This window comes from Thiomicrospira sp., from assembly GCF_014859555.1.
GTDB lineage: Bacteria > Pseudomonadota > Gammaproteobacteria > Thiomicrospirales > Thiomicrospiraceae > Thiomicrospira.
Genome location: NZ_JACUTY010000041.1, coordinates 1 through 19,287 on the forward strand (window position 1 = coordinate 1; position 19,287 = coordinate 19,287).

Sequence of the window (19,287 nt, forward strand, 5' to 3'; positions counted from 1 at the left end):
CTAACCACCAGGCCTGGTGGTTAGGCTTTTTTAAAGACCACAACATCGTTATGCGGAAATTCAATTTGGCTTTGCCAGCGTTGGGCAAGCCAGTAAAAACTGGCTTCACTAAAAAAACTAATGTGGGTTGGGTCGTTGCGATAATGCCAATTGCAAAAACGGGCATCATCTAATACCCGCTTGGTTTGGATCACTAATAAACCACCAGGCCTGGTGATGGACCAGAGTTGGTCGAGAATCGGCAGCGGTTCGGCTAAATGTTCGACGACTTCGGTACAGGTAATAAAGTCGTAGCTTTGGCTTAACACCGCTGGCTGATCGGCATAAAATTTGTCATAAGCTTGCATGTCATAGCCCAGTTCTTGCGCCATTTTTATTAACGCGGGGCCTGGGCCACAACCAAAATCTAAACCTTGCGCGGGTGGGGTGATGCGTTGGATCACTTGATTTAAACTGCGACTGAGAAACTGGCGATAACCAGAGTCGTCTAACTGGTTTTGATGGGTGTCATAGATGGCTTTTTCAGCACTTTCGCTTAGGAGTTGGTTGCGTTGCAACCAAACCAAATCGCATGTCTGACAGCGAGAGTAAGCCTTGGCTCGACAGCTAAAATCATAATAATCGCTTGACGCGCAAAGTGGGCAGGCCGACATTAATCTTGAAGTGTGGCCGCGATTTCAGGCTTTTCGAGATCAAGCATTTTTTGATAAGCGGTTTCGACGGCGAGCGCGACTTTCTGCTCCACTTCGTGGTGTTGCTGGGGCGTCATAAAAAAACTCATATCGATATCGTAGCGAATGTAGCGCGGTGGAATTTGATTTAACGCCAAACACGCCATGTCGGTGAGCTGTTCTTCACTGAGTTCTTTGCCGACGTAGTTTTCTTTGATTTTGTTAAACACTAAACGTTCGAAATAGTTATGAATTGAGTCCAGTTCCATAATGCGCTCCTTGTCAAGCTGTGCGGTTGTGGTGGCTTGTGATCTTATGATGGGCGTAAGCTACGGCGTCTTTAATCGCATCGACAATTTTCATGCGGTCGTCTTCGGTCATGAAAAAACACATGTCGACATTATGTCGAATATAGCGAGGTTGAATTTTATTGAGGGCTAAACAGGCCATGTCTTCGAGTTCGTCTTCACTAAATTGCTCATTCGCGTAAAACTGGTTGATTTCGTCAAACACGAGTTTTTCGTAATAGTTGTGAACTGAATCAAATGCCATCCGTTTCTCCCGTTGGATACGTTTAGTATTTTACCGATAAGTGGGAATATTGATAGGGGTTAATTTAGGAGGCTTTAATTAGGTGAGAAAATCAAGACTGACTCAGTGAATTCAAGCCAGCCTGATAAAAGGTGAGACGATTATTGCTCGCGAGCGACCGCGCGATAACCTATGTCAGAACGCGAAAAACAGCCAGTCCAACTGACTTGTTTAACACCTTCGTAAGCACGTTTTTGCGCCGCGGTGACATTGTCGCCCAACGCAGTAACGCATAATACACGGCCACCATTGGTGACGACTTGGTTTTGCTCGTTCAGCGACGTGCCTGCATGGAAGACTTTTAAGTCATCGGCATTCACTTGATCTAAACCTGAGATTACATCACCTTTGTTGTAGTCTTCAGGATAACCACCCGCGGCTAACACCACGCCTAATGCGCTGCGCGAATCCCACTTGGCTTCCACCTGATCCAGGCGTTTATCTAACGCAGCTAAGCAAAGATCGGCTAGGTTGGATTGCAAACGCATCATGATCGGCTGAGTTTCTGGGTCGCCAAATCGACAGTTAAATTCCAGCACTTTAGGTGTGCCATCTGCCGCAACCATCACACCGGCGTATAAAAAGCCGGTGTAAGGTAAGCCATCCGCCGCCATACCTTTGATGGTCGGATAAATTACTTCATTCATAATACGCTGGTGAATCTCAGGCGTGACTACTGGCGCCGGGGTGTAAGCCCCCATGCCGCCGGTGTTAGGGCCTTGATCACCATCGTCACGTGCTTTGTGGTCTTGTGACGTGGCCATTGGCAATACGTGTTCACCATCGGCCATCACGATAAAGCTGGCTTCTTCACCATATAAAAACTCTTCAACCACCACTCGTGAACCCGCGGCACCAAACTTATTACCGGCCAACATATCGCGTACGGCTTCTTCGGCTTCGGCATTGGTTTGCGCAAGAATCACGCCTTTACCGGCGGCTAAGCCGTCGGCTTTGATGACGATCGGCGTGCCTTTTTCAGTTATGTAAGCCAAAGCGGGATCAACTTCGGTGAACACCTGGTATTCGGCGGTAGGGATGTTGTGTTTGGCTAAAAAGTCTTTGCTAAAGGCTTTGGAGCCTTCAAGCTGAGCCGCGCCTTTGCTGGGGCCAAAACATTTTAAACCGGCGGCTTGGAAGGCATCGACCACCCCAATCACCAACGGTGCTTCTGGACCAACAATGGTTAAGTCAATCGCGTTGTCTTTTGCAAACGCCACCAGGCCTGGTAGATCGGTGACACCGATATCCACATTGGTTAAGCCTGGCTCAATCGCGGTGCCCGCATTACCCGGCGCGACAAACACCTGTTCAACGTTAGGCGCTTGCAAGGTCTTCCAAGCCAACGCATGCTCACGCCCGCCATTGCCAATAATTAAAACTTTCATTTAATCTTCCTTTACTTGATTCACCACGAAGTTCACGAAGAACACGAAGGAAAAACAAAATTTAATGCTGTAGAGCAGTTTGCGCTTTGCTCAAGATCAAGGCGGAGAAATGATCCGAAGCGCAGCCTACTAAAAGTAGGTGAGCATCGGAAGCGTTTGTCCAACGCCGAGATTGAGTAAATAAGCGGCTGCGGTTTTTTTTAATGTTTGAAGTGTCTCATTCCTGTGAACACCATCGCGATGCCGTGTTCGTTGGCGGCGGCGATGACTTCTTCGTCGCGCATTGAACCACCTGGGTGAATCACGGCTTTAATGCCAGCCGCCGCGGCAGCATCAATGCCATCGCGGAAGGGGAAAAAGGCATCTGACGCCATTACTGAACCTTTCACTTCTAAACCTTCATCTGCGGCTTTAATGCCCGCAATTTTCGCGCTGTAAACACGGCTCATCTGGCCTGCACCCACGCCGATGGTCATGCCGTCTTTGACATACACAATCGCGTTAGATTTAACGTATTTAGCGACTTTCCATGCAAACAATAAATCTTGCATCTGCTCGGCAGTCGGCGCGATTTTAGTCACGACTTTTAAGTCGGATTCGCTAATCATGCCCAAGTCACGGTCTTGCACTAATAAACCACCCGTTACACGCTTATAGTCGTAAGCGGCTTGTTGGTCAGACAGTTCGCCACAAGCTAATAGACGGACGTTTTTCTTAGCTTCGACAATCGCTTGGGCTTCGGTGCTGATGCTGGGCGCGATAATGACTTCAACAAACTGACGATCGACAATCGCTTGGGCGGTTTGCGCATCGAGTTCGCGGTTAAACGCAATAATGCCACCAAACGCTGAAGTCGGGTCGGTTTTATAAGCACGATCATAAGCTTCAAATAAGCTAGCACCAATGGATACACCGCAAGGATTGGCGTGTTTGACGATCACACAGGCGGTTTGTTCAAAGGTTTTTACCAATTCTAAAGCGGCATCGGTATCGGCGATATTGTTAAATGACAATTCTTTACCTTGAATCTGTGTGGCGCTTGAAACCGAAGCTTCGGTTGCATTGCGTTCCACGTAAAACGCGGCTTTTTGATGCGGATTTTCGCCATAACGCATTGACTGTTTTTTGATGAACTGTGTGTTGAAGGTGCGTGGGAAACGATCAGTTTGATCTTTTGAGAACATGGTGCCGAAGTAGTTGGCAATCGCGCCATCATAACGTGCGGTTTGTTCAAAGGTTTTAATCGCTAAATCAAAACGCGTGGCATGAGAAAGGTGTGCGTTGTTAGCTTGCAACTCCTCTAGAATGCGCGCATAGTCGTTCGGGTCGGTGACCACGGTCACGTCTTTATGGTTTTTAGCCGCCGAACGCAACATGGTTGGTCCGCCGATGTCGATATTTTCTACCGCGTCTTCTAACGAGCAATCTGCTTTGGCTACCGTGGCTTCAAACGGGTATAGGTTAACGACGACCATATCAATCGGTTTAATGCCGTGTTCGGCCATAATTGCATCATCGGTGCCGCGACGGCCTAATAAACCACCGTGTACTTTCGGGTGCAGGGTTTTAACCCGGCCATCCATCATTTCTGGAAACCCGGTGTAGTCCGATACTTCGGTGACTTTTAGACCGGCTTCTAATAGGGCTTTATATGTGCCACCGGTCGATAGAATATCGACCCCCATTTTATTCAGGGTTTGGGCAAATTCAATAATGCCAGTTTTATCAGAAACACTGATTAATGCACGGCGCACGGGTTTCATAACGATCTCCAGGAATAACAAATTTTAAAAAAGAAAAAGGCTGTTTGGGTTTTTGCGAGGGTTCAATCCGAATCAATCATAATGTTGTATTGCAGAATTTTCTTGCGCAGGGTGTTGCGGTTGATGCCCAAAATACAAGCGGTTTTTGATTGGTTGCCGCAGGCTTTGGTAAGCACATATTCAATTAGGGGTTTTTCGACTTGCTGAATCACCATTTCGTGCAGGTTGCACGCTTGTTCTTCTTCAAGGGTGTTGAAGTAGTGATCCAGTGTTTGGACTAGGTGTTCACTTAATGAGGTTGTGGATGGATTCAAATTCATGAAGTTACATTGTCTTTATTTACAGTCGTCAGATTTCAAAAAATTGTTGGATTAATGCGGTTTGTTCGCTGGTGGTTTGCAAACGATTAAACTGGCGACGTAAGCTCTCGCCTTGTTCAATGTGTTGGGCATACCAGCCAAGATGTTTGCGCGCAATCCGCACACCTTGATGCTCACCATAGAGCTGATAAAGCCCCTCTAGGTGAGCGCGCATAACTTGGTAGCGTTGCCATGCATCGGGGAGGCTGAAACCTTGTTTATTCGACAAGTAAGCCGCAATCTGGTTGAAAATCCAGGGGTTTCCCAACGCACCTCGACCAATCATTATGCCATCGGCCAGAGTGTATTCTAATACAAATTGCGCCTGTTCGGCATCACAAATATCACCATTGGCAATCACAGGCATTGATACCGCCTGTTTTACGCGCTTTATGGTGTCGTATTCTGCTTGGCCTAAAAATTTATCGACACGAGTTCGGCCATGAATTGTAATCGCGGCTAAGCCGTACTGTTCGGCAAGTTGTGCAATCTGCAGCGCGTTGCGATTGTGCGGATCGGTGCCGGTGCGAATTTTGACGGTAACGGGCACATCAACGGCTTCAGTAACGGCTTTAAAAATTTGTTCAACTCGATCAGGATAGGCTAAAAGAGCTGAACCAGCGGCTATATTGCAGACTTTTTTGGCTGGGCAACCCATGTTTAAGTCGATAATTTGCGCGCCTTGTTCGGCTTGCAAACGTGCCGCTTGTGCGAGTTCTTGCGGGTCAATCCCGAGTAATTGAACCGAACGTGGTTCGGGATCATCTAGGTTAGCAAACCGGGTGCTGGATTTTTTGGAGTCCCATAAGTGGGTTTGGGCACTTAACATTTCGCCCACCGCGTAACCGGCGCCGTTTTGGTAACAAAGGCGGCGAAACACCGAATCGGTAATGCCCGCCATCGGGGCGAGCACGAGATTATTGGGGAGGGTATAAGGTCCAATTTGCAACGACATTAAAAGCACCAGGCCTGGTTGTGAAGCGACTATTTTAGGCTTTTTGACCCGCGAGTAAAGCCCATTCGTCTTGAGTATGCAGGGTGTCTAACTCAAAGCCAAATTGGCGATAATGGCTAACCAGTTCTTCGGCCTGATTGGCTAATAACCCCGATAATACTAATTGACCACCAGATTTCACGAGTCGATCAAATTCCGGCGCAAGTTGTTTTAACGGGCCAGCTAAAATATTAGCGATTAAACAATCCGCGGGTTTGGCCTGAAAGTCTTTTACTAACGCAAATTCAATTTTTACTTGATTGCGCTCGGCATTATCTTGACTGGCTAAGATCGCCTGAGGGTCAATATCCGTGCCTTTAACCTGAGCCGCGCCGAGCTTGGCGGCGGCAATGGCTAAAATGCCCGAACCGCAGCCATAATCAATCACGTTGTGATTAAGTGGTGGGTTTTGATCCAACCAACGCAAACACATGGCGGTGGTTGGATGTGTGCCGGTACCAAACGCCATACCGGGGTCGAGCAGCAGATTAACCGCATTTGGATCGGGCGCATCTAACCAACTTGGTACGATCCATAAGTTGTCGCCAAACGGCATGGGTTGGAACTGATCCATCCATTCGCGAATCCAATCTTTGTCTTCGATCTGTTCAATGCGATAAGCGCTCGGGGCGATTTGCGGCATGAGTTGGGTGAGGGCGAGCAAAAGGGCGGCGGTGTCGAGTTCCGCATCAAATAACCCCATTACGCGAGTTTGATCCCAGATTGGCGTGGTGCCGATCTCGGGCTCGAAAATTTCTTGTTCACCGGTTTCGGCGAAAGTCACCGACACCGCGCCGATGTCCATAAAGGCATCGGAAAGCGGTTCGGCTAAAGCTTCTTCAACAATCGTGTTGACTTGTATCCAGGCCATTTAGATTAAATGTTCTAAACGGTGTTCAAGATAATGAATGTTGCGACCGCCTTCACAGAAGCCTGGATCACTCATAATCTCTTTTTGCAGATCAATATTAGTATCAATCCCACGGATCGCCAATTCAGTAAGCGCGGTGTGCATACGTGCAATCGCGATATCGCGGTCAGCACCGTAACAGATGACTTTGCCGATCATCGAATCGTAATGCGGCGGTACCGTATATTCGGTGTAAATGTGAGTATCAATCCGCACCCCAGGGCCACCCGGTAAATGTAAACGCGTGATTTTGCCCGGTGAAGGCATAAAGTTTTTCGATGGGTTTTCCGCGTTGATACGACATTCAATCGCATGCCCGCTGATTTTCACATCCGACTGTTTAATCGACAAAGGACGACCCATCGCGATTTCAATCTGAGCTTTTACCAAGTCAACGCCCGTGACTTGTTCGGTGACAGGGTGTTCAACCTGAAGACGTGTGTTCATTTCGATGAAATAAAATTCGCCGTTTTCATATAAGAACTCAAATGTGCCTGCGCCACGATAATTAATATCAATACAGGCCTTGGCACAAACCGCACCAATCCGATCACGTTGTTCTTGGGTAATGCCCGGTGCTGGCGCTTCTTCGACCACCTTTTGGTGACGGCGTTGCATCGAACAATCACGTTCACCTAGATGAATCGCATTGCCTTGGCCATCGGCTAATATTTGAATTTCGATATGGCGTGGGTTTTCCAGGAATTTTTCCATGTAAACTTCCGGGTTGCCAAATGCGGCACCGGCTTCTTGCTTGGTCAATTGGATTGACTTAAGCAAACTGCCTTCGGTGTGCACCACACGCATACCACGCCCACCGCCGCCGCCAGAAGCTTTGATGATGACCGGATAACCAATTTTTTTGGCCATCTTCATGTTTTCTTCGCCGTTTTCGCCCAATGGGCCGCCCGAACCTGGGACTGTCGGAACACCGGCGGCCATCATCGCGCGAATCGCTTGTACCTTGTCACCCATCATGCGGATTGTATCGCCTTTAGGGCCCACAAAAATAAAGCCACTTTCTTCCACCCGATCGGCAAAGTCGGCGTTTTCAGACAAAAAACCGTAACCTGGGTGAATCGCTTCAGAGTCGGTGACTTCGGCCGCTGAAATAATCGCCGGAATGTTTAAGTAACTTAGGTTAGAAGGTGCTGGGCCAATACAAACCGTTTCGTCAGCCATTAACACGTGCTTAAGGTTCGCATCGGCGGTCGAATGCACAGCAACGGTTTTAATGCCGAGTTGTTTACAGGCACGTAACACACGCAAGGCAATCTCGCCGCGGTTCGCAATTAACAATTTTTCCATGAAACGCTCCGCAGATTATTCGATGATGAACAGGGTTTGACCAAACTCGACAGGCTCGCCGTTCTGAACCACGACTTGCTTGATTGTGCCTGATACTTCGGCTTCGATTGGGTTCATGATTTTCATCGCTTCGATAATGCAAAGCGTGTCGCCAACGTTTATTTTTTGACCAACTTTTGCAAAGTCTGGCGCATCTGGTGATGGCGCGGCATAGAAAGTACCGACCATTGGCGAGGTGATTTTTTGACCTGTTTCGGCCGCGGGTGCAGGAGCCGGTGCGGCTTCTGCACCCGCGGCTGGAGTAGGCGCTTGCATCGGCGGCTGTTGCATATGGTGCTGTTGCATCGGCGCAGATTGCATAATAATGGGTTCTTTATTGCGGCTGATGCGAACCGTGTGTTCGCCTTCTTTGATTTCAATTTCAGCAATGTTTGATTCTTCAACGATTTCGATCAGCTTGCGAATAGAGCGAATATCCATGTGAGTGTCCTTTATGTTTCTTTAGTTAAATTATTCGAGGTGTTTAATTGCGGCTTCTAACGCAAATCGGTAGCCATCCGAGCCTAGACCGGCGATCACGCCAACCGCAAGGTCAGAAAAATAGGAGTGTTGACGAAAGTCTTCGCGTTTGTGCACGTTAGATAAATGCACTTCAATAAACGGTAAATTAACGGCGGCTATGGCATCACGGATCGCTACGCTGGTGTGGGTGAAAGCGGCTGGATTAATAATGATAAATTCGGTTCCGTCATCCATGGCTTGATGGATGCGTTCGATGATTTCGTGCTCGGCATTCGATTGAAAGTGCCATAAACGCACAGCAAAGTCATCGGCAATGGTTTCGAGTTCTTCAATGATGTCGGCGAGAGTTTGACGACCGTAAATAAGCGGCTCGCGGCGTCCCAGCATGTTTAAATTGGGGCCGTTTATCACCAAAATGCTTGACATAACAGACGTTACCTATGGAAAGGAAAATGTAAATAATGCAATTATACTGGAAAAAAAAGCATAAAACCATGCAGGTTAAAAATAAACGAGCTATTTTTGTTTTGAAATGCGCTAAAAGGCGTTGAACTGAGTAGAAAGTGAAGAAAACTTAAGAAAGTGAACAGAACCACCAGGCCTGGTGGTTCTGTTTGAGCTAAAAGTTCGACTTAATTATTTTAAAGCCGATTCAATAGTTTGGGTAAACTTCTCGGCATTTTGAAAACCGACCACACGTTGACCACGTTGCTCTTGGCCTTGAGCATTATAGAAAATGATAGCGGGTGGGCCGACTATGCCCAGCTCTCTCATTAAGCGTTTGTGGTCATCATTGTTGGCCGTAACATCCGCTTTTAGTAGCGTCACACCTTGTAGGGCGGCTTGTACCTTTGGATCGCTAAAGGTAAAGCGTTCCATTTCAATACAACTCACACACCAGTCGGCGTAAAAGTCCAACATTACCGGCTCGCCTTGACCAATGCGGGCTTGCAGTTCGTCGAAGCTGTTGATCATCTCGAAGTTTAGCTTGGCTTCGGCTTGTGCCGCTGAACCACCGCCTTGGAAAACTTTGAGCGGTTGCAACAGGTCACGCGAACCGCCGGATACACCGATAATCAAAGCGATACCGTATACCAACATACCTAAGCCCATGGCTTTCCAAAGCTTGTGCCAGCCGGATTTGTCGCCAGTCGGTTCCAATGCGCCCATATAAATGGCCGAAGCGATTAATAACGCTGACCAAGCCAATAGACTTAACCAACCCGGCATAATGCGATCTGCTAACCACAAGGCGACCGCTAATAGGAGTACACCAAACACAGCTTTAACCGTGTTCATCCAAGCGCCGGCGCGCGGCAATAATTTACCGGCTGAGGTGCCGAGTAATAATAAAGGTACGCCCATACCAATACTCATGGCGAACAAGGCTAAACCGCCTAAAAAGGCATCGCCGGTTTGACCGATGTAGATTAACGCGCCCGCTAAAGGAGGCGCGACACATGGCCCAACAATCAAGGCGGATAAGAAGCCCATAATGGCGACACCGGTTAATGAACCGCCTTGCTGTTTGTTTGAGATATTGGTGATTTTGCTTTGTAACGCACTCGGTAATTGCAGTTCATAAAATCCAAACATGGATAAAGCTAACAGCACAAATACCACGGCAAAACTCGCCAGAATCCACGGATTTTGGAAAGCGACTTGCAAGTTTGCACCAAAGATACCAGCCAATACGCCGGCAATGGTATAAGCCACCGCCATCGCCAACACGAACACCAAAGACATAATGAAGGCACGTTTGGTCGATAGTTGTTGACCGCCTTGACCGACAATAATGCTCGAAAGAATGGGGATCATCGGGAACACGCAAGGCGTGAAAGAAAGTAACAAACCAAATACAAAGAAGGTTAAAACTACGATCCAAAGATTGGCGTTCATTAGGGTGTCGGTAATGCGATCCGATTCCGACATGTCCGCACGATCAACGATGCTGGTTGGGGCGGCTACCGGGCTCGCCACGCCAAAACTGTCGGCATCAATTTGTACGGTTTTGGTTTGTGGCGGATAACATACACCCGCGTCAGCACAGCCTTGGTATTCAAATTCGACGGTTACCTGGCCTTTGACATCATACAACGGCAAGCGCGCTTCGGCTTGGCCGTAATAAACTTCAACCTGTCCAAAAATTGGGTCGTCTTTCATTTTACCAGCAGGGGTTTGAATCTCGCCTAAACGTGCTTCGCCCGAAACAATGCGAGCTTTAATTTTGTCGCGGTATAAGTAGTAAGCGTCGGCAATACGGAAGTCGACGAGGATATGACCTTCGCCGTCAGGTTGAGCCTGGAAAGCAAAGGCCTGATCCACATCGAGCAATTGATCAGCTTGATCCGAACCAAAGGCTAACAGCTTATTTAGCTCAGCTAATGAATTAACGGGCGTTAGAGCAGATGAAGATGTTGAAGATTGAGCGGGTAAATTAACCGACACGGTTTTGGTTTGGGGTGGGTAACACACGCCATATTTTTCTGAGCAGCCTTGGTATTTAACCGTGACTTGCGCGCGGGTAGTCTGGGCTTGATAAGGCACCCGAATCTCAAAGTCTTTGGTATAAACGTCTACTTGACCAAATAAGGGATCGTTTTTGCGAACCGGCGTTGGAAATTTGGGCTGGGATAATTCAATATCAGACGATTCAACGCTAATGCGTTCCTGATACATATAATAGTCTTTGGCTATTTTCCAGCCGACCGTTAACTCAGAACCAGACACTTTGATGGTTTGAAGCTGGAAGGCCTGGTCGGCTTCTAGCAAATCATCGCCAGCAAAACTCTGACTTGAAAACATCAATAAACTGGCGACAAGCCAGGTTTGAATAAGTGAACGCCATGTTTTTTTCATAGTAATTTCCAATCGTGTTAAAACGCTAACCCATTAAGTTGGGGCGGTCGACGAATCGTAAAATGGCCAAGCCAATATTTGCAGGCTAATTTTAGCAGACTCCATTATAGACAGGGCATGGTTTTAAAGTGTGGAGGGTTTGTGCAAACAAAAAAGGATTATTCCAGGCTAATATTGAGTTTTGACTTGAAAAAACCAGCCGATGATGTCATAAAACCAGTTCATTTATGGTTAGAGCGTGAATTATGTTTAAAGTATTTTTTATGGTGTTTATTGTTGTCCCCTTGCTGGAGTTGTATTTACTGATCGAAGTGGGGTCGCAAATCGGTGCGTTGCCGACTATTTTATTGACGATTCTGACCGCTTTGGTTGGGGGGTTGTTAATGAAACACCAAGGGCTTCAAGTGGTGCAGCAAGCTCAGATGGCGGTGGCGAAAGGCGAAGCCCCGCAGCAACAGGTAATTGAAGGTATGATGATTTTCATCGGTGGCGCGATGTTGTTACTACCAGGCCTGGTGACCGACTTTATAGGTTTTTTGTTTTTGCTACCGCCGGTCAGGGTTGCCCTCGCCAAACGCTGGTTGGCCAAACGTGCGCGTAACCCGCAGGGCTTTAGTTATGTGCGCACCGAATGGACGGTGAAAGACGGTGAACCGACCCAGGTTCGGCATTACGAATCGTCAAATGATGCAAATGTGATTGAAGGTGAGGTGTTGGAGTCGGACGACAAAAAATCCGATCGAGACGATCGTCCAACGCGATAATCGAGATGCCCTCAAGTGGGCTAAGTTGTTTTTAACTTAAAATGGACGGGGCATGAAAACGTTATTAATTTTAGCGTTAACGCTGGGTTTGAGTTGGACTAATATTCAAGCGGCTGAGCCAACTAAAACCATTCAAATTGAGTCGGTGGTAATGGGCACCGATGGCCAAATGCGGGTTCGCATTAATGGCCAGTTTCTAACACGTCATAGCGAAAAAGATGGCATTAAAGTGCTGGATATGGATTATAAAAGAGTGCAGATTCAGGTTGGTGAACAAGTGCTGTGGCTAACGCCGCACCAAACGGTCAGTTTGAAGGATACGTCGGATGCAGACTAAACATTGATCTATTGGGTATTGATCTGCCGGGTTGCTGGCCTAGTCGAATTTTAAAATACGAAAACTCACCAGGCCTGGTGGTTGCCATTCAAAACGCACCTTTTCGCTGATTCGGCCTTCGTCGAGTTGATCGGCGCAGGCGTTGTTAATTTGCCAGCCAAAACTGTAATGCATTAAATAACGTTGCTCACCCAAGTGTTCAATCGAATCGATTTGCATGTCGCCGGTGTAATTGGCGAAATGGCTGATATGCGATAAATCGGTAATCAATTCCGTTTCAATATCACTTAAACGAGCACGCAAACTTTGCGCCAGTTGTTGGCATAAAGTTTCGCTATCGGTTGGCTTGGCATTTAAATCCAGTTCAATCTTCATAGATTTATCAATTTAATAAGCCTTAATTTAATTGGCTTTCTAACCGCTCCCAATCAGCAAACGCTTGTTCGAGTTCGGCTTCTTTGTTATTAAGTTGCGCCAACACGGCTTCAACCTTAGCGTCTTCTTGCTGATAAAAATCGGCATCTGCCATTTGTGCGCCGAGCGCTTCTAAATCCGATTCAAGTGCCTCAATTTTAGCGGGCAAGGCATCGTATTCGCGCTGGTCTTTATAGCTGAGTTTTTTTGTCGGTTTGGCGGGTTCTGCGGCGGCTTGCGCGGTTTTAGTTTCGGTGGCAACCGGCTTAGAAGTTGGTTTGGCTTTAGCATTATCCAAACTTGGGCGCTGGCGTAGCCAGTCGTCGTAACCGCCTACATATTCATTCACCAGGCCTGGTGCATCAAACACAATCGAGCTGGTGACCACGTTGTTTAAGAAAGCACGATCGTGGCTGACAATTAACACCGTGCCGGCATAATTCATTAACAAATCCTCCAACAACTCTAGGGTTTCGACATCCAAGTCGTTGGTGGGCTCATCCAAAATTAACAGGTTGGAAGGTTTAGCAAACACCTGTGCCAATAACAAACGATTGCGTTCGCCACCGGATAAAGATTTAACTGGCTGACGTGCGCGATCCGGTGCAAATAAGAAATCGCTTAAATAACCAATAATGTGTTTACGCACGCCATTGATTTCAATATGGTCGCTTGAATCAATCACGTTTTCGGCGACCGATAGATTTTCGTCCAACTTGGCGCGATGTTGATCAAAGTAGGCGATTTGCAAATTCGTACCCAATTCAACTGAACCTTGATTGGGTTGTTGTTTGCCCAGCAATAGTTTTAATAAGGTGGATTTACCACAGCCGTTCGGGCCAATTAACCCCACCTTATCGCCGCGCATAATCACGCAGGAGAAGTCTTTTACAATGGTTTTATCCGGCCAAGCAAAGCTTAGGTCTTTAATTTCGATAACTTTTTTGCCTGAGTTTTCACCTAGGTTAACTTGTAAATTGGCGGTGCCTTGCTGGCTACGACGCGCTTGATGTTCTAAACGCAGCTTTTCCAACGCCCGCACCCGACCTTCGTTACGCACACGACGCGCTTTAATACCTTGGCGAATCCAGACTTCTTCTTGCGCGAGTTTTTTATCAAACTCGGCATTGGCGCGGGCTTCAGCTTCCAAATGGGCTTGTTTGCGTTCTAAAAAGGTGACGTAATTGCATTCCCAGCTCGATAAGTTACCACGATCAACTTCGACAATGCGTGTGGCGATGGCCTGTAAAAATGCCCGGTCGTGCGTAATAAAGATCAGCGCACAACGCAGGTTTTTCAAAAAGCCTTCCAGCCACTGAATCGAGGGAATATCTAAATGGTTGGTGGGTTCGTCGAGCAATAACACATCCGGTTCTTGAACCAAAGCTTGGGCTAATAACACACGACGTTTCATGCCGCCTGAAAGCGATGAAAATTCGTCATCGGACGGTAAACCTAGTTTGGATAAAATCGTATCGACACGTTGGTTCATTTCCCAACCGTTTTGCGATTCGATGGTTTGTTGCAGTTGTTGCAACCGATCCATCGCGTCGTCCGTGAATTCATGACCTAGGGCTTGAGCGGCGTGGTGATAGGCTTTTAATACTTCGCCAATATCACCTAAGCCTTGTGCGACCACATCAAATACCGTGCCTTCGACATCGTGCGGCACTTCTTGTTGAAGTTTGGCGATATGCACACCGTCTTGCACAATACGCGTGCCTTCATCGGCGGGCTGAATGCCTTCGATAATTTTAAGCAGGGTGGACTTGCCTTCGCCATTACGCCCGACAATACACACCCGCTCATTCGGCTCAACTTGGAAATGAATTTTGTTGAGCAAAGGCGCGGCGCCAAAACTTAAAGAAATATCGCGTAAGAATAATAAAGCCATACAGAGTCAGAAGGTCTCGAATAATATATCGTGAAAAAATAATTGGGGCTATTTTAGCAAGATTCGCGTAAGGATTGTCGGATTAGCAAAGTTGGGTTTGAAGATGCTTAAACCTGGAACTGCAATATGAGGTTTTTGCTGGAGTTAATCGGGAACAATTCAATCGGCCCTAGCGATTCAAAAAACTGAATCACTTTTAGAGTCGGTTCGGGCGTGCTTTGCCAAAGATTAAAAAGCACCAGGCCTGGTGCTTTTGTTTGTTGCACGAGTTGCTTTAAAAACGCCGGTTGGCAAAAGGCGTCCGGCATCCCGTTTTCATTAAATATATCGACCACTATCACATCGTAAGCTTGGTTGTTGAGTTGAATAAACTCGGCCGCATCCAGCGCGGTGGTTTGAATATTGGCATGAAACGGTAGGTGAAAAAAATCGTGGGCGATATCAATCACACTTCGGCGCAAATCCACCAAAGTCATGTGCAATTTGGGTTCGGAAATAAACAGTTTGCTGGCGAGTGAACCGCCACCCACGCCCAGCATGAGAAGGTTTCGCAGCGGCTTTTTGTAAGAAAAGTCGGCAATTTTTTGTTCTAAAACCTGCTGATATTCAAACGCCAAATTGAGTGGCGCTTGAAAAAAGTAACGACTCTGCTTGACCGCTGAGTCAAAATGCAAACTGCGACAGATTTGACTGTCGATCACCTGAATCAGTCCGTATTCATCGCGTTCTGCGTGAATAATTTCACCACCATAACGCTGTTTGGTAGGCGGGTTAGCGGGCTTAAAACGAAACAACTTGGCCAAGCTAAAAAGCCCCTTGACGATTTGCCCACCACAAACGGGCACGCATTCCCCAGCTAGAACTAAGCCCGACTTCAATAAATGCAATTTCACCTTGTGCATCAACAATAAAATCCGCCGGTACGGCGCGCGCACCGTATAGTTTGAATAGTGAACCATCGGCATCGTTAACAATTAAACGCGGGTTCATATTGTGTTGTTCGGTATAGTCCAGCAGGGTTTGATCGTCGCCTGATTGAGTTGCAACACTGATGACATGATAATCTTTTGCCAAGTCCTCAATGCCATCACGCGAGAATTCACAAATTGGGCACCAGGTTGCCCAAAAATGAATTAACACCGCTTCGCCTTCAAAGTCGCTTAAACTCAGATTCTCCCCCAGTAGATTAGTGGCTTGAAATGGCGGGGCGACATCACGCACCACATCACCCTGCATAAAGGGCCGAATCATCAAATAGATTATAAAAAAGCCGATCAACCAAATCCCATTATTAATCCACTTGTTTTGCCAAGCTTGTTTTAGACGATCACGTAGATTATTCAAGCAAACCCCCTTGGCGTAACGGCAGAATTTCAGCAAAAAACTCAAAGTATTCATAACCTTGCGGATCGATACGATCCATTTGCGGACTCACATGTACCGCCGCCAACAAATGCGCAATGCCATAGTGTTCGGCGGTTTCTAATGCTCGAATATTGTCGTCAATTAATAAAGTACGCGCCGGATCATAGGGGCTAACCGATTGGATATGATTCCAAATCGCAATATCTTCTTTGGGGGTACCAAAGTCATGTGCGGAAATTAAATGGTCAAAATAGGGCGCAATTTGGGTCATCTCTAATTTAAGTGCCAAGCTGTCGCGATGCGCATTGGTCACCATCACCACTTTTTTATCGAGCTGTCGAAGCTGAGCTAAAAAAGTCATGACATCCGGGTGCGCACGAATCAAGTGTTTGACTTCGCGTTTTAAATCCGCAATCGACAGCTCAAATTGCGCACTCCAATAATCCAGACAATACCAATTTAAAGTGCCGGTTTGTTGTTGAATCGCGGTTCGAACCCGTGTTTTGGCTTCATCAAATCCAATGTTATGGTGCAGCGCATAAGCTTCTGGCAAATAATCCATCCAAAACGACCAATCAAAATGCAGGTCGAGTAATGTGCCATCCATGTCTAATAATACTGTGTCGATTTCATCCCACGCTAGGTTTGACATAATCGCTCCTTATCTTGTTTTGGTCGGCCAGTGTTTGCCGTCAGTTTTAAGTGGCTTATAAGTTGAAGCCATCGCGGCCATGACGTATGATTCGTTCATGAATCCGAAAAAAAGACCTTCCATTTTAGCTGAAAATATCGTGACACAGTCACGAATCTTCACTGTGCAAGCCCAACACCTTGAGTTTTCAAATGGTGTGCAGGTGCATTACGAACGTTTATTAGGCCACCAAGACGGTGCAGTATTAATTGTGCCGATGTTGGATGACGATACCTTGTTGCTCATTCGCGAATACAGCGCGGGGGTGGGGCGTTATGAACTGGGGTTTCCCAAAGGCAAAATTGACCCGGGCGAAACCTGGCTAGAAGCCAGTACCCGTGAATGTGTCGAAGAAATTGGCTTTCGGCCACGACAGCTGGATTATTTAGATCAAGTGACGCTGGCGGCGGGTTATATGGATCACCATACACACTTAGTTTTGGCGCGCGGTTTAGTGGAAGATTCAGCGGAAGGCGACGAACCCGAGCCACTCGAAGTGGTGAGCTGGCCGTTAGACGATTGGCCGAAACTGTTGTTGGACCCGGATTTTAGTGAAGGCCGAGCCTATGCCGCGTTATTTTTAATGCTGCAAAAATTAGGACGTTTAACATGACGCCAAGCGCCGCGATACCGAGCAAAAACGACTACCAGGCCTGGTTGCCGGAAGTCTGTAAAGCGGCACACCATGCCGGTAAGCTGATTTTAGAAATTTACCGTTGCCCAGAATGTAAAATCGAAAAAAAAGCCGATGGTTCGCCGGTCACCTTGGCGGATAAAATGGCCGACGAGTCAATTCGTCTAGCCTTAACTAAACTGACCCCAAATATTCCGGTGGTCAGCGAAGAAAATATCGATTCAACGCTTTTTTCAGAACGTCAAAACTGGTCGGTTTATTGGTTGGTGGATCCGCTCGATGGCACCAAAGAGTTTATTGAACGAACCGATGAGTTCTGTGTGAACATTGCACTGATTGTTAATCAACAACCGGTGTTAGGCGTGGTTTACGGCCCAGTGTTGGATGTGACCTATTGTGCGATAAAAGGCCAAGCCGCCAGCAAAGTTTATCAAAACAAAACCCAGACCATTCAAGTGCGTTTGCCAGTTCGCGAACCGATTAAAGTGGCGGTGAGTCGTCGTCATGGTACTAAAGTCAAAGCCTTTCAAGCCGCCTTGCCAGCGAGCGAAACTGTCCACATGGGTTCGGCGTTAAAATCTTGTTTGGTGGCTGAAGGGGTGGCCGATGTTTACCCCCGATTTGGCCCAACCTCACACTGGGATACCGCCGCGTCCCAAGTCATTGTCGAATCAGCGGGTGGTCGCATCGTGGATGCTCAAGGCCGCGACTTACGTTACCAACCCAGTCCATCCTTATTGAATCCTTATTTTATGGTGGTGGGTGATCCACAATTCGCCTGGCCGGCTTTTCCAGGATAAGCATAAGAAAACCACCAGGCCTGGTGCTTAAAGTGGGAACGCAAGTTTCGTCTTGGGTGGATGCGGAATTCAGGCTGTCTAAGAATCATCAGCGCATTGAGTTAGACCAAAAAAACACCACCAACCAAATTCAGTTCGATGAGTTGTATGATGTCAGTGGTTTATTCAAGTTTAAACTACAAGGTCAAGATTGGGCGAAAAACGCAAATGTGCATGCTATTTTGGGGTATAACTTTAGCCAATATAAAACGCGTGAACTGGCGGGTAATGTTGTGAGGTCGGAGGTCAATAAGCAAACCCATGATGGTTTTATGTATGGGGTAGGGGCCAACTTAAAGCTTGCGCCTAAACACGCGCTGGAAGTCAGCTATTTAGCATTACAAAGCCGCGAAAGTTTTGACAATACCTATCAATTAAAACGTGATTCAATTGGGATTAGCTGGCTTTATTTTTATTAAAGTTTGTAGGTTAGATTAGGCCAAAGGCCGTAATCTAACAACAAGTTTATCCGAACCTCGCTATTGGAGCGTACATGCAATATCGCAGAGTAAAGCATCTAGGGGGTACTTTCTTTTTTACATTAGTTACAGCACAGCGTCGCTCTGTGTTTAATAATCCCATATCAATTAATTTATTACGTCAAGCTATTCGGCAAGTAAAAAGCAAACACCCTTTTCAAATCGATGCGTTTGTGTTGTTGCCGGACCATCTGCATGCAATTTGGACCTTACCTGAAAACGATACGGATTATTCAATGCGTTGGCGTTTAATAAAAACTTGGTATGTTAAAAACGGGATTGAAAAAAATGTTTGGCAACCCCGGTTTTGGGAACACACAATTCGAGATGAGCAGGATTTTAACCGTCATTTGGACTACATTCATTACAACCCTTTAAAACATGGCTACGTAAATAGGGTGAAAGATTGGCCATATAGTAGTTTTCATAAACATGTTGCACAAGGGTTTTATGACCTAGAGTGGGGAAATACAGAACCGGATTTTAGTTTGATCGATAAAAGATC

At 46.9% G+C, this 19,287-nt stretch carries 23 protein-coding genes; 6 read left to right on the top strand and 17 right to left on the bottom strand.

From position 1 onward, the window contains the following. Positions 1-20: 20 nt before the first annotated feature. From IBX48_RS07395 to dsbD, 12 genes are all read right to left on the bottom strand, one after another. On the bottom strand, positions 21-566 hold the full coding sequence (locus IBX48_RS07395) for a class I SAM-dependent methyltransferase (protein ID WP_296832523.1): 546 nt from the start codon (positions 564-566) through the stop codon (positions 21-23). An 86-nt stretch (positions 567-652) separates the two neighbouring features. After that, positions 653-940 carry a late competence development ComFB family protein gene (locus IBX48_RS07400; protein ID WP_296832525.1) on the bottom strand — a complete coding sequence of 96 codons (288 nt, stop codon included), beginning with the start codon at positions 938-940 and terminating at the stop codon, positions 653-655. Positions 941-953: 13 nt separating this feature from the next. Continuing rightward, positions 954-1,223 carry a late competence development ComFB family protein gene (locus tag IBX48_RS07405; RefSeq protein WP_296832528.1) on the bottom strand — a complete coding sequence of 90 codons (270 nt, stop codon included), beginning with the start codon at positions 1,221-1,223 and terminating at the stop codon, positions 954-956. A gap of 140 nt (positions 1,224-1,363) precedes the next feature. After that, positions 1,364-2,650 (bottom strand): phosphoribosylamine--glycine ligase, encoded by a 1,287-nt coding sequence (purD, locus tag IBX48_RS07410; RefSeq protein ID WP_296832530.1) that lies wholly within the window; start codon positions 2,648-2,650, stop codon positions 1,364-1,366. A gap of 200 nt (positions 2,651-2,850) precedes the next feature. Continuing rightward, positions 2,851-4,413, bottom strand: coding sequence for a bifunctional phosphoribosylaminoimidazolecarboxamide formyltransferase/IMP cyclohydrolase (purH, locus tag IBX48_RS07415; protein WP_296832532.1), 1,563 nt, complete (start codon positions 4,411-4,413; stop codon positions 2,851-2,853). 62 nt (positions 4,414-4,475) lie between these two features. Next, positions 4,476-4,733: a helix-turn-helix domain-containing protein gene (locus IBX48_RS07420; protein WP_296832535.1), complete on the bottom strand. Its 258-nt coding sequence runs from the start codon at positions 4,731-4,733 to the stop codon at positions 4,476-4,478. Between the two features lie 28 nt (positions 4,734-4,761). Next, a complete protein-coding gene (gene dusB, locus IBX48_RS07425; RefSeq protein WP_296832538.1) occupies positions 4,762-5,727 on the bottom strand; it encodes a tRNA dihydrouridine synthase DusB in 966 nt (321 codons plus the stop codon). 34 nt (positions 5,728-5,761) lie between these two features. After that, positions 5,762-6,637 (bottom strand): 50S ribosomal protein L11 methyltransferase, encoded by an 876-nt coding sequence (gene prmA / locus IBX48_RS07430; RefSeq protein WP_296832541.1) that lies wholly within the window; start codon positions 6,635-6,637, stop codon positions 5,762-5,764. Continuing rightward, positions 6,638-7,984: an acetyl-CoA carboxylase biotin carboxylase subunit gene (gene accC, locus IBX48_RS07435; RefSeq protein WP_296832544.1), complete on the bottom strand. Its 1,347-nt coding sequence runs from the start codon at positions 7,982-7,984 to the stop codon at positions 6,638-6,640. A gap of 15 nt (positions 7,985-7,999) precedes the next feature. Next, complete coding sequence (gene accB, locus IBX48_RS07440; protein WP_296832547.1) at positions 8,000-8,464, bottom strand: acetyl-CoA carboxylase biotin carboxyl carrier protein; 465 nt, start codon at positions 8,462-8,464, stop codon at positions 8,000-8,002. Between the two features lie 30 nt (positions 8,465-8,494). Continuing rightward, complete coding sequence (gene aroQ / locus IBX48_RS07445) at positions 8,495-8,932, bottom strand: type II 3-dehydroquinate dehydratase (protein ID WP_296832550.1); 438 nt, start codon at positions 8,930-8,932, stop codon at positions 8,495-8,497. A 210-nt stretch (positions 8,933-9,142) separates the two neighbouring features. Next, complete coding sequence (dsbD, locus tag IBX48_RS07450) at positions 9,143-11,365, bottom strand: protein-disulfide reductase DsbD (RefSeq protein ID WP_296832553.1); 2,223 nt, start codon at positions 11,363-11,365, stop codon at positions 9,143-9,145. 245 nt (positions 11,366-11,610) lie between these two features. Between dsbD and IBX48_RS07455 the strand changes: the two genes are divergently transcribed. Continuing rightward, on the top strand, positions 11,611-12,129 hold the full coding sequence (locus IBX48_RS07455; protein ID WP_296832555.1) for an FxsA family protein: 519 nt from the start codon (positions 11,611-11,613) through the stop codon (positions 12,127-12,129). A 52-nt stretch (positions 12,130-12,181) separates the two neighbouring features. Next, positions 12,182-12,466: a hypothetical protein gene (locus IBX48_RS07460; RefSeq protein ID WP_296832558.1), complete on the top strand. Its 285-nt coding sequence runs from the start codon at positions 12,182-12,184 to the stop codon at positions 12,464-12,466. A gap of 39 nt (positions 12,467-12,505) precedes the next feature. On the opposite strand, the gene IBX48_RS07465 is transcribed toward IBX48_RS07460, so the two are convergent. From IBX48_RS07465 to yrfG, 5 genes are all read right to left on the bottom strand, one after another. Then, positions 12,506-12,841 carry a hypothetical protein gene (locus tag IBX48_RS07465; protein WP_296832561.1) on the bottom strand — a complete coding sequence of 112 codons (336 nt, stop codon included), beginning with the start codon at positions 12,839-12,841 and terminating at the stop codon, positions 12,506-12,508. 22 nt (positions 12,842-12,863) lie between these two features. Next, entirely contained in the window at positions 12,864-14,774 is a 1,911-nt protein-coding gene (locus IBX48_RS07470) for an ATP-binding cassette domain-containing protein (protein ID WP_296832564.1), read from the bottom strand. Positions 14,775-14,881: 107 nt separating this feature from the next. Continuing rightward, positions 14,882-15,577: a hypothetical protein gene (locus IBX48_RS07475; protein ID WP_296832566.1), complete on the bottom strand. Its 696-nt coding sequence runs from the start codon at positions 15,575-15,577 to the stop codon at positions 14,882-14,884. Between the two features lies 1 nt (position 15,578). Beyond that, positions 15,579-16,118 carry a redoxin domain-containing protein gene (locus IBX48_RS07480; RefSeq protein WP_296832568.1) on the bottom strand — a complete coding sequence of 180 codons (540 nt, stop codon included), beginning with the start codon at positions 16,116-16,118 and terminating at the stop codon, positions 15,579-15,581. After that, a complete protein-coding gene (gene yrfG / locus IBX48_RS07485; RefSeq protein ID WP_296832572.1) occupies positions 16,111-16,791 on the bottom strand; it encodes a GMP/IMP nucleotidase in 681 nt (226 codons plus the stop codon). Before yrfG ends, IBX48_RS07480 begins: the two co-directional genes overlap by 8 nt. Positions 16,792-16,888: 97 nt before the next feature. On the opposite strand from yrfG, the gene nudE reads away from it, so the two are divergent. The 4 genes from nudE to IBX48_RS07505 all read left to right on the top strand — a co-directional run. Next, positions 16,889-17,443 (top strand): ADP compounds hydrolase NudE, encoded by a 555-nt coding sequence (gene nudE / locus IBX48_RS07490; RefSeq protein ID WP_296832574.1) that lies wholly within the window; start codon positions 16,889-16,891, stop codon positions 17,441-17,443. After that, complete coding sequence (cysQ, locus tag IBX48_RS07495) at positions 17,440-18,264, top strand: 3'(2'),5'-bisphosphate nucleotidase CysQ (RefSeq protein WP_296832577.1); 825 nt, start codon at positions 17,440-17,442, stop codon at positions 18,262-18,264. Before nudE ends, cysQ begins: the two co-directional genes overlap by 4 nt. 23 nt (positions 18,265-18,287) lie before the next feature. Beyond that, positions 18,288-18,722 carry an outer membrane beta-barrel protein gene (locus tag IBX48_RS07500; protein WP_296832580.1) on the top strand — a complete coding sequence of 145 codons (435 nt, stop codon included), beginning with the start codon at positions 18,288-18,290 and terminating at the stop codon, positions 18,720-18,722. 74 nt (positions 18,723-18,796) lie between these two features. Beyond that, on the top strand, positions 18,797-19,287 hold a 491-nt coding region (locus IBX48_RS07505; RefSeq protein WP_296832583.1), incomplete at its 3' end, for a transposase.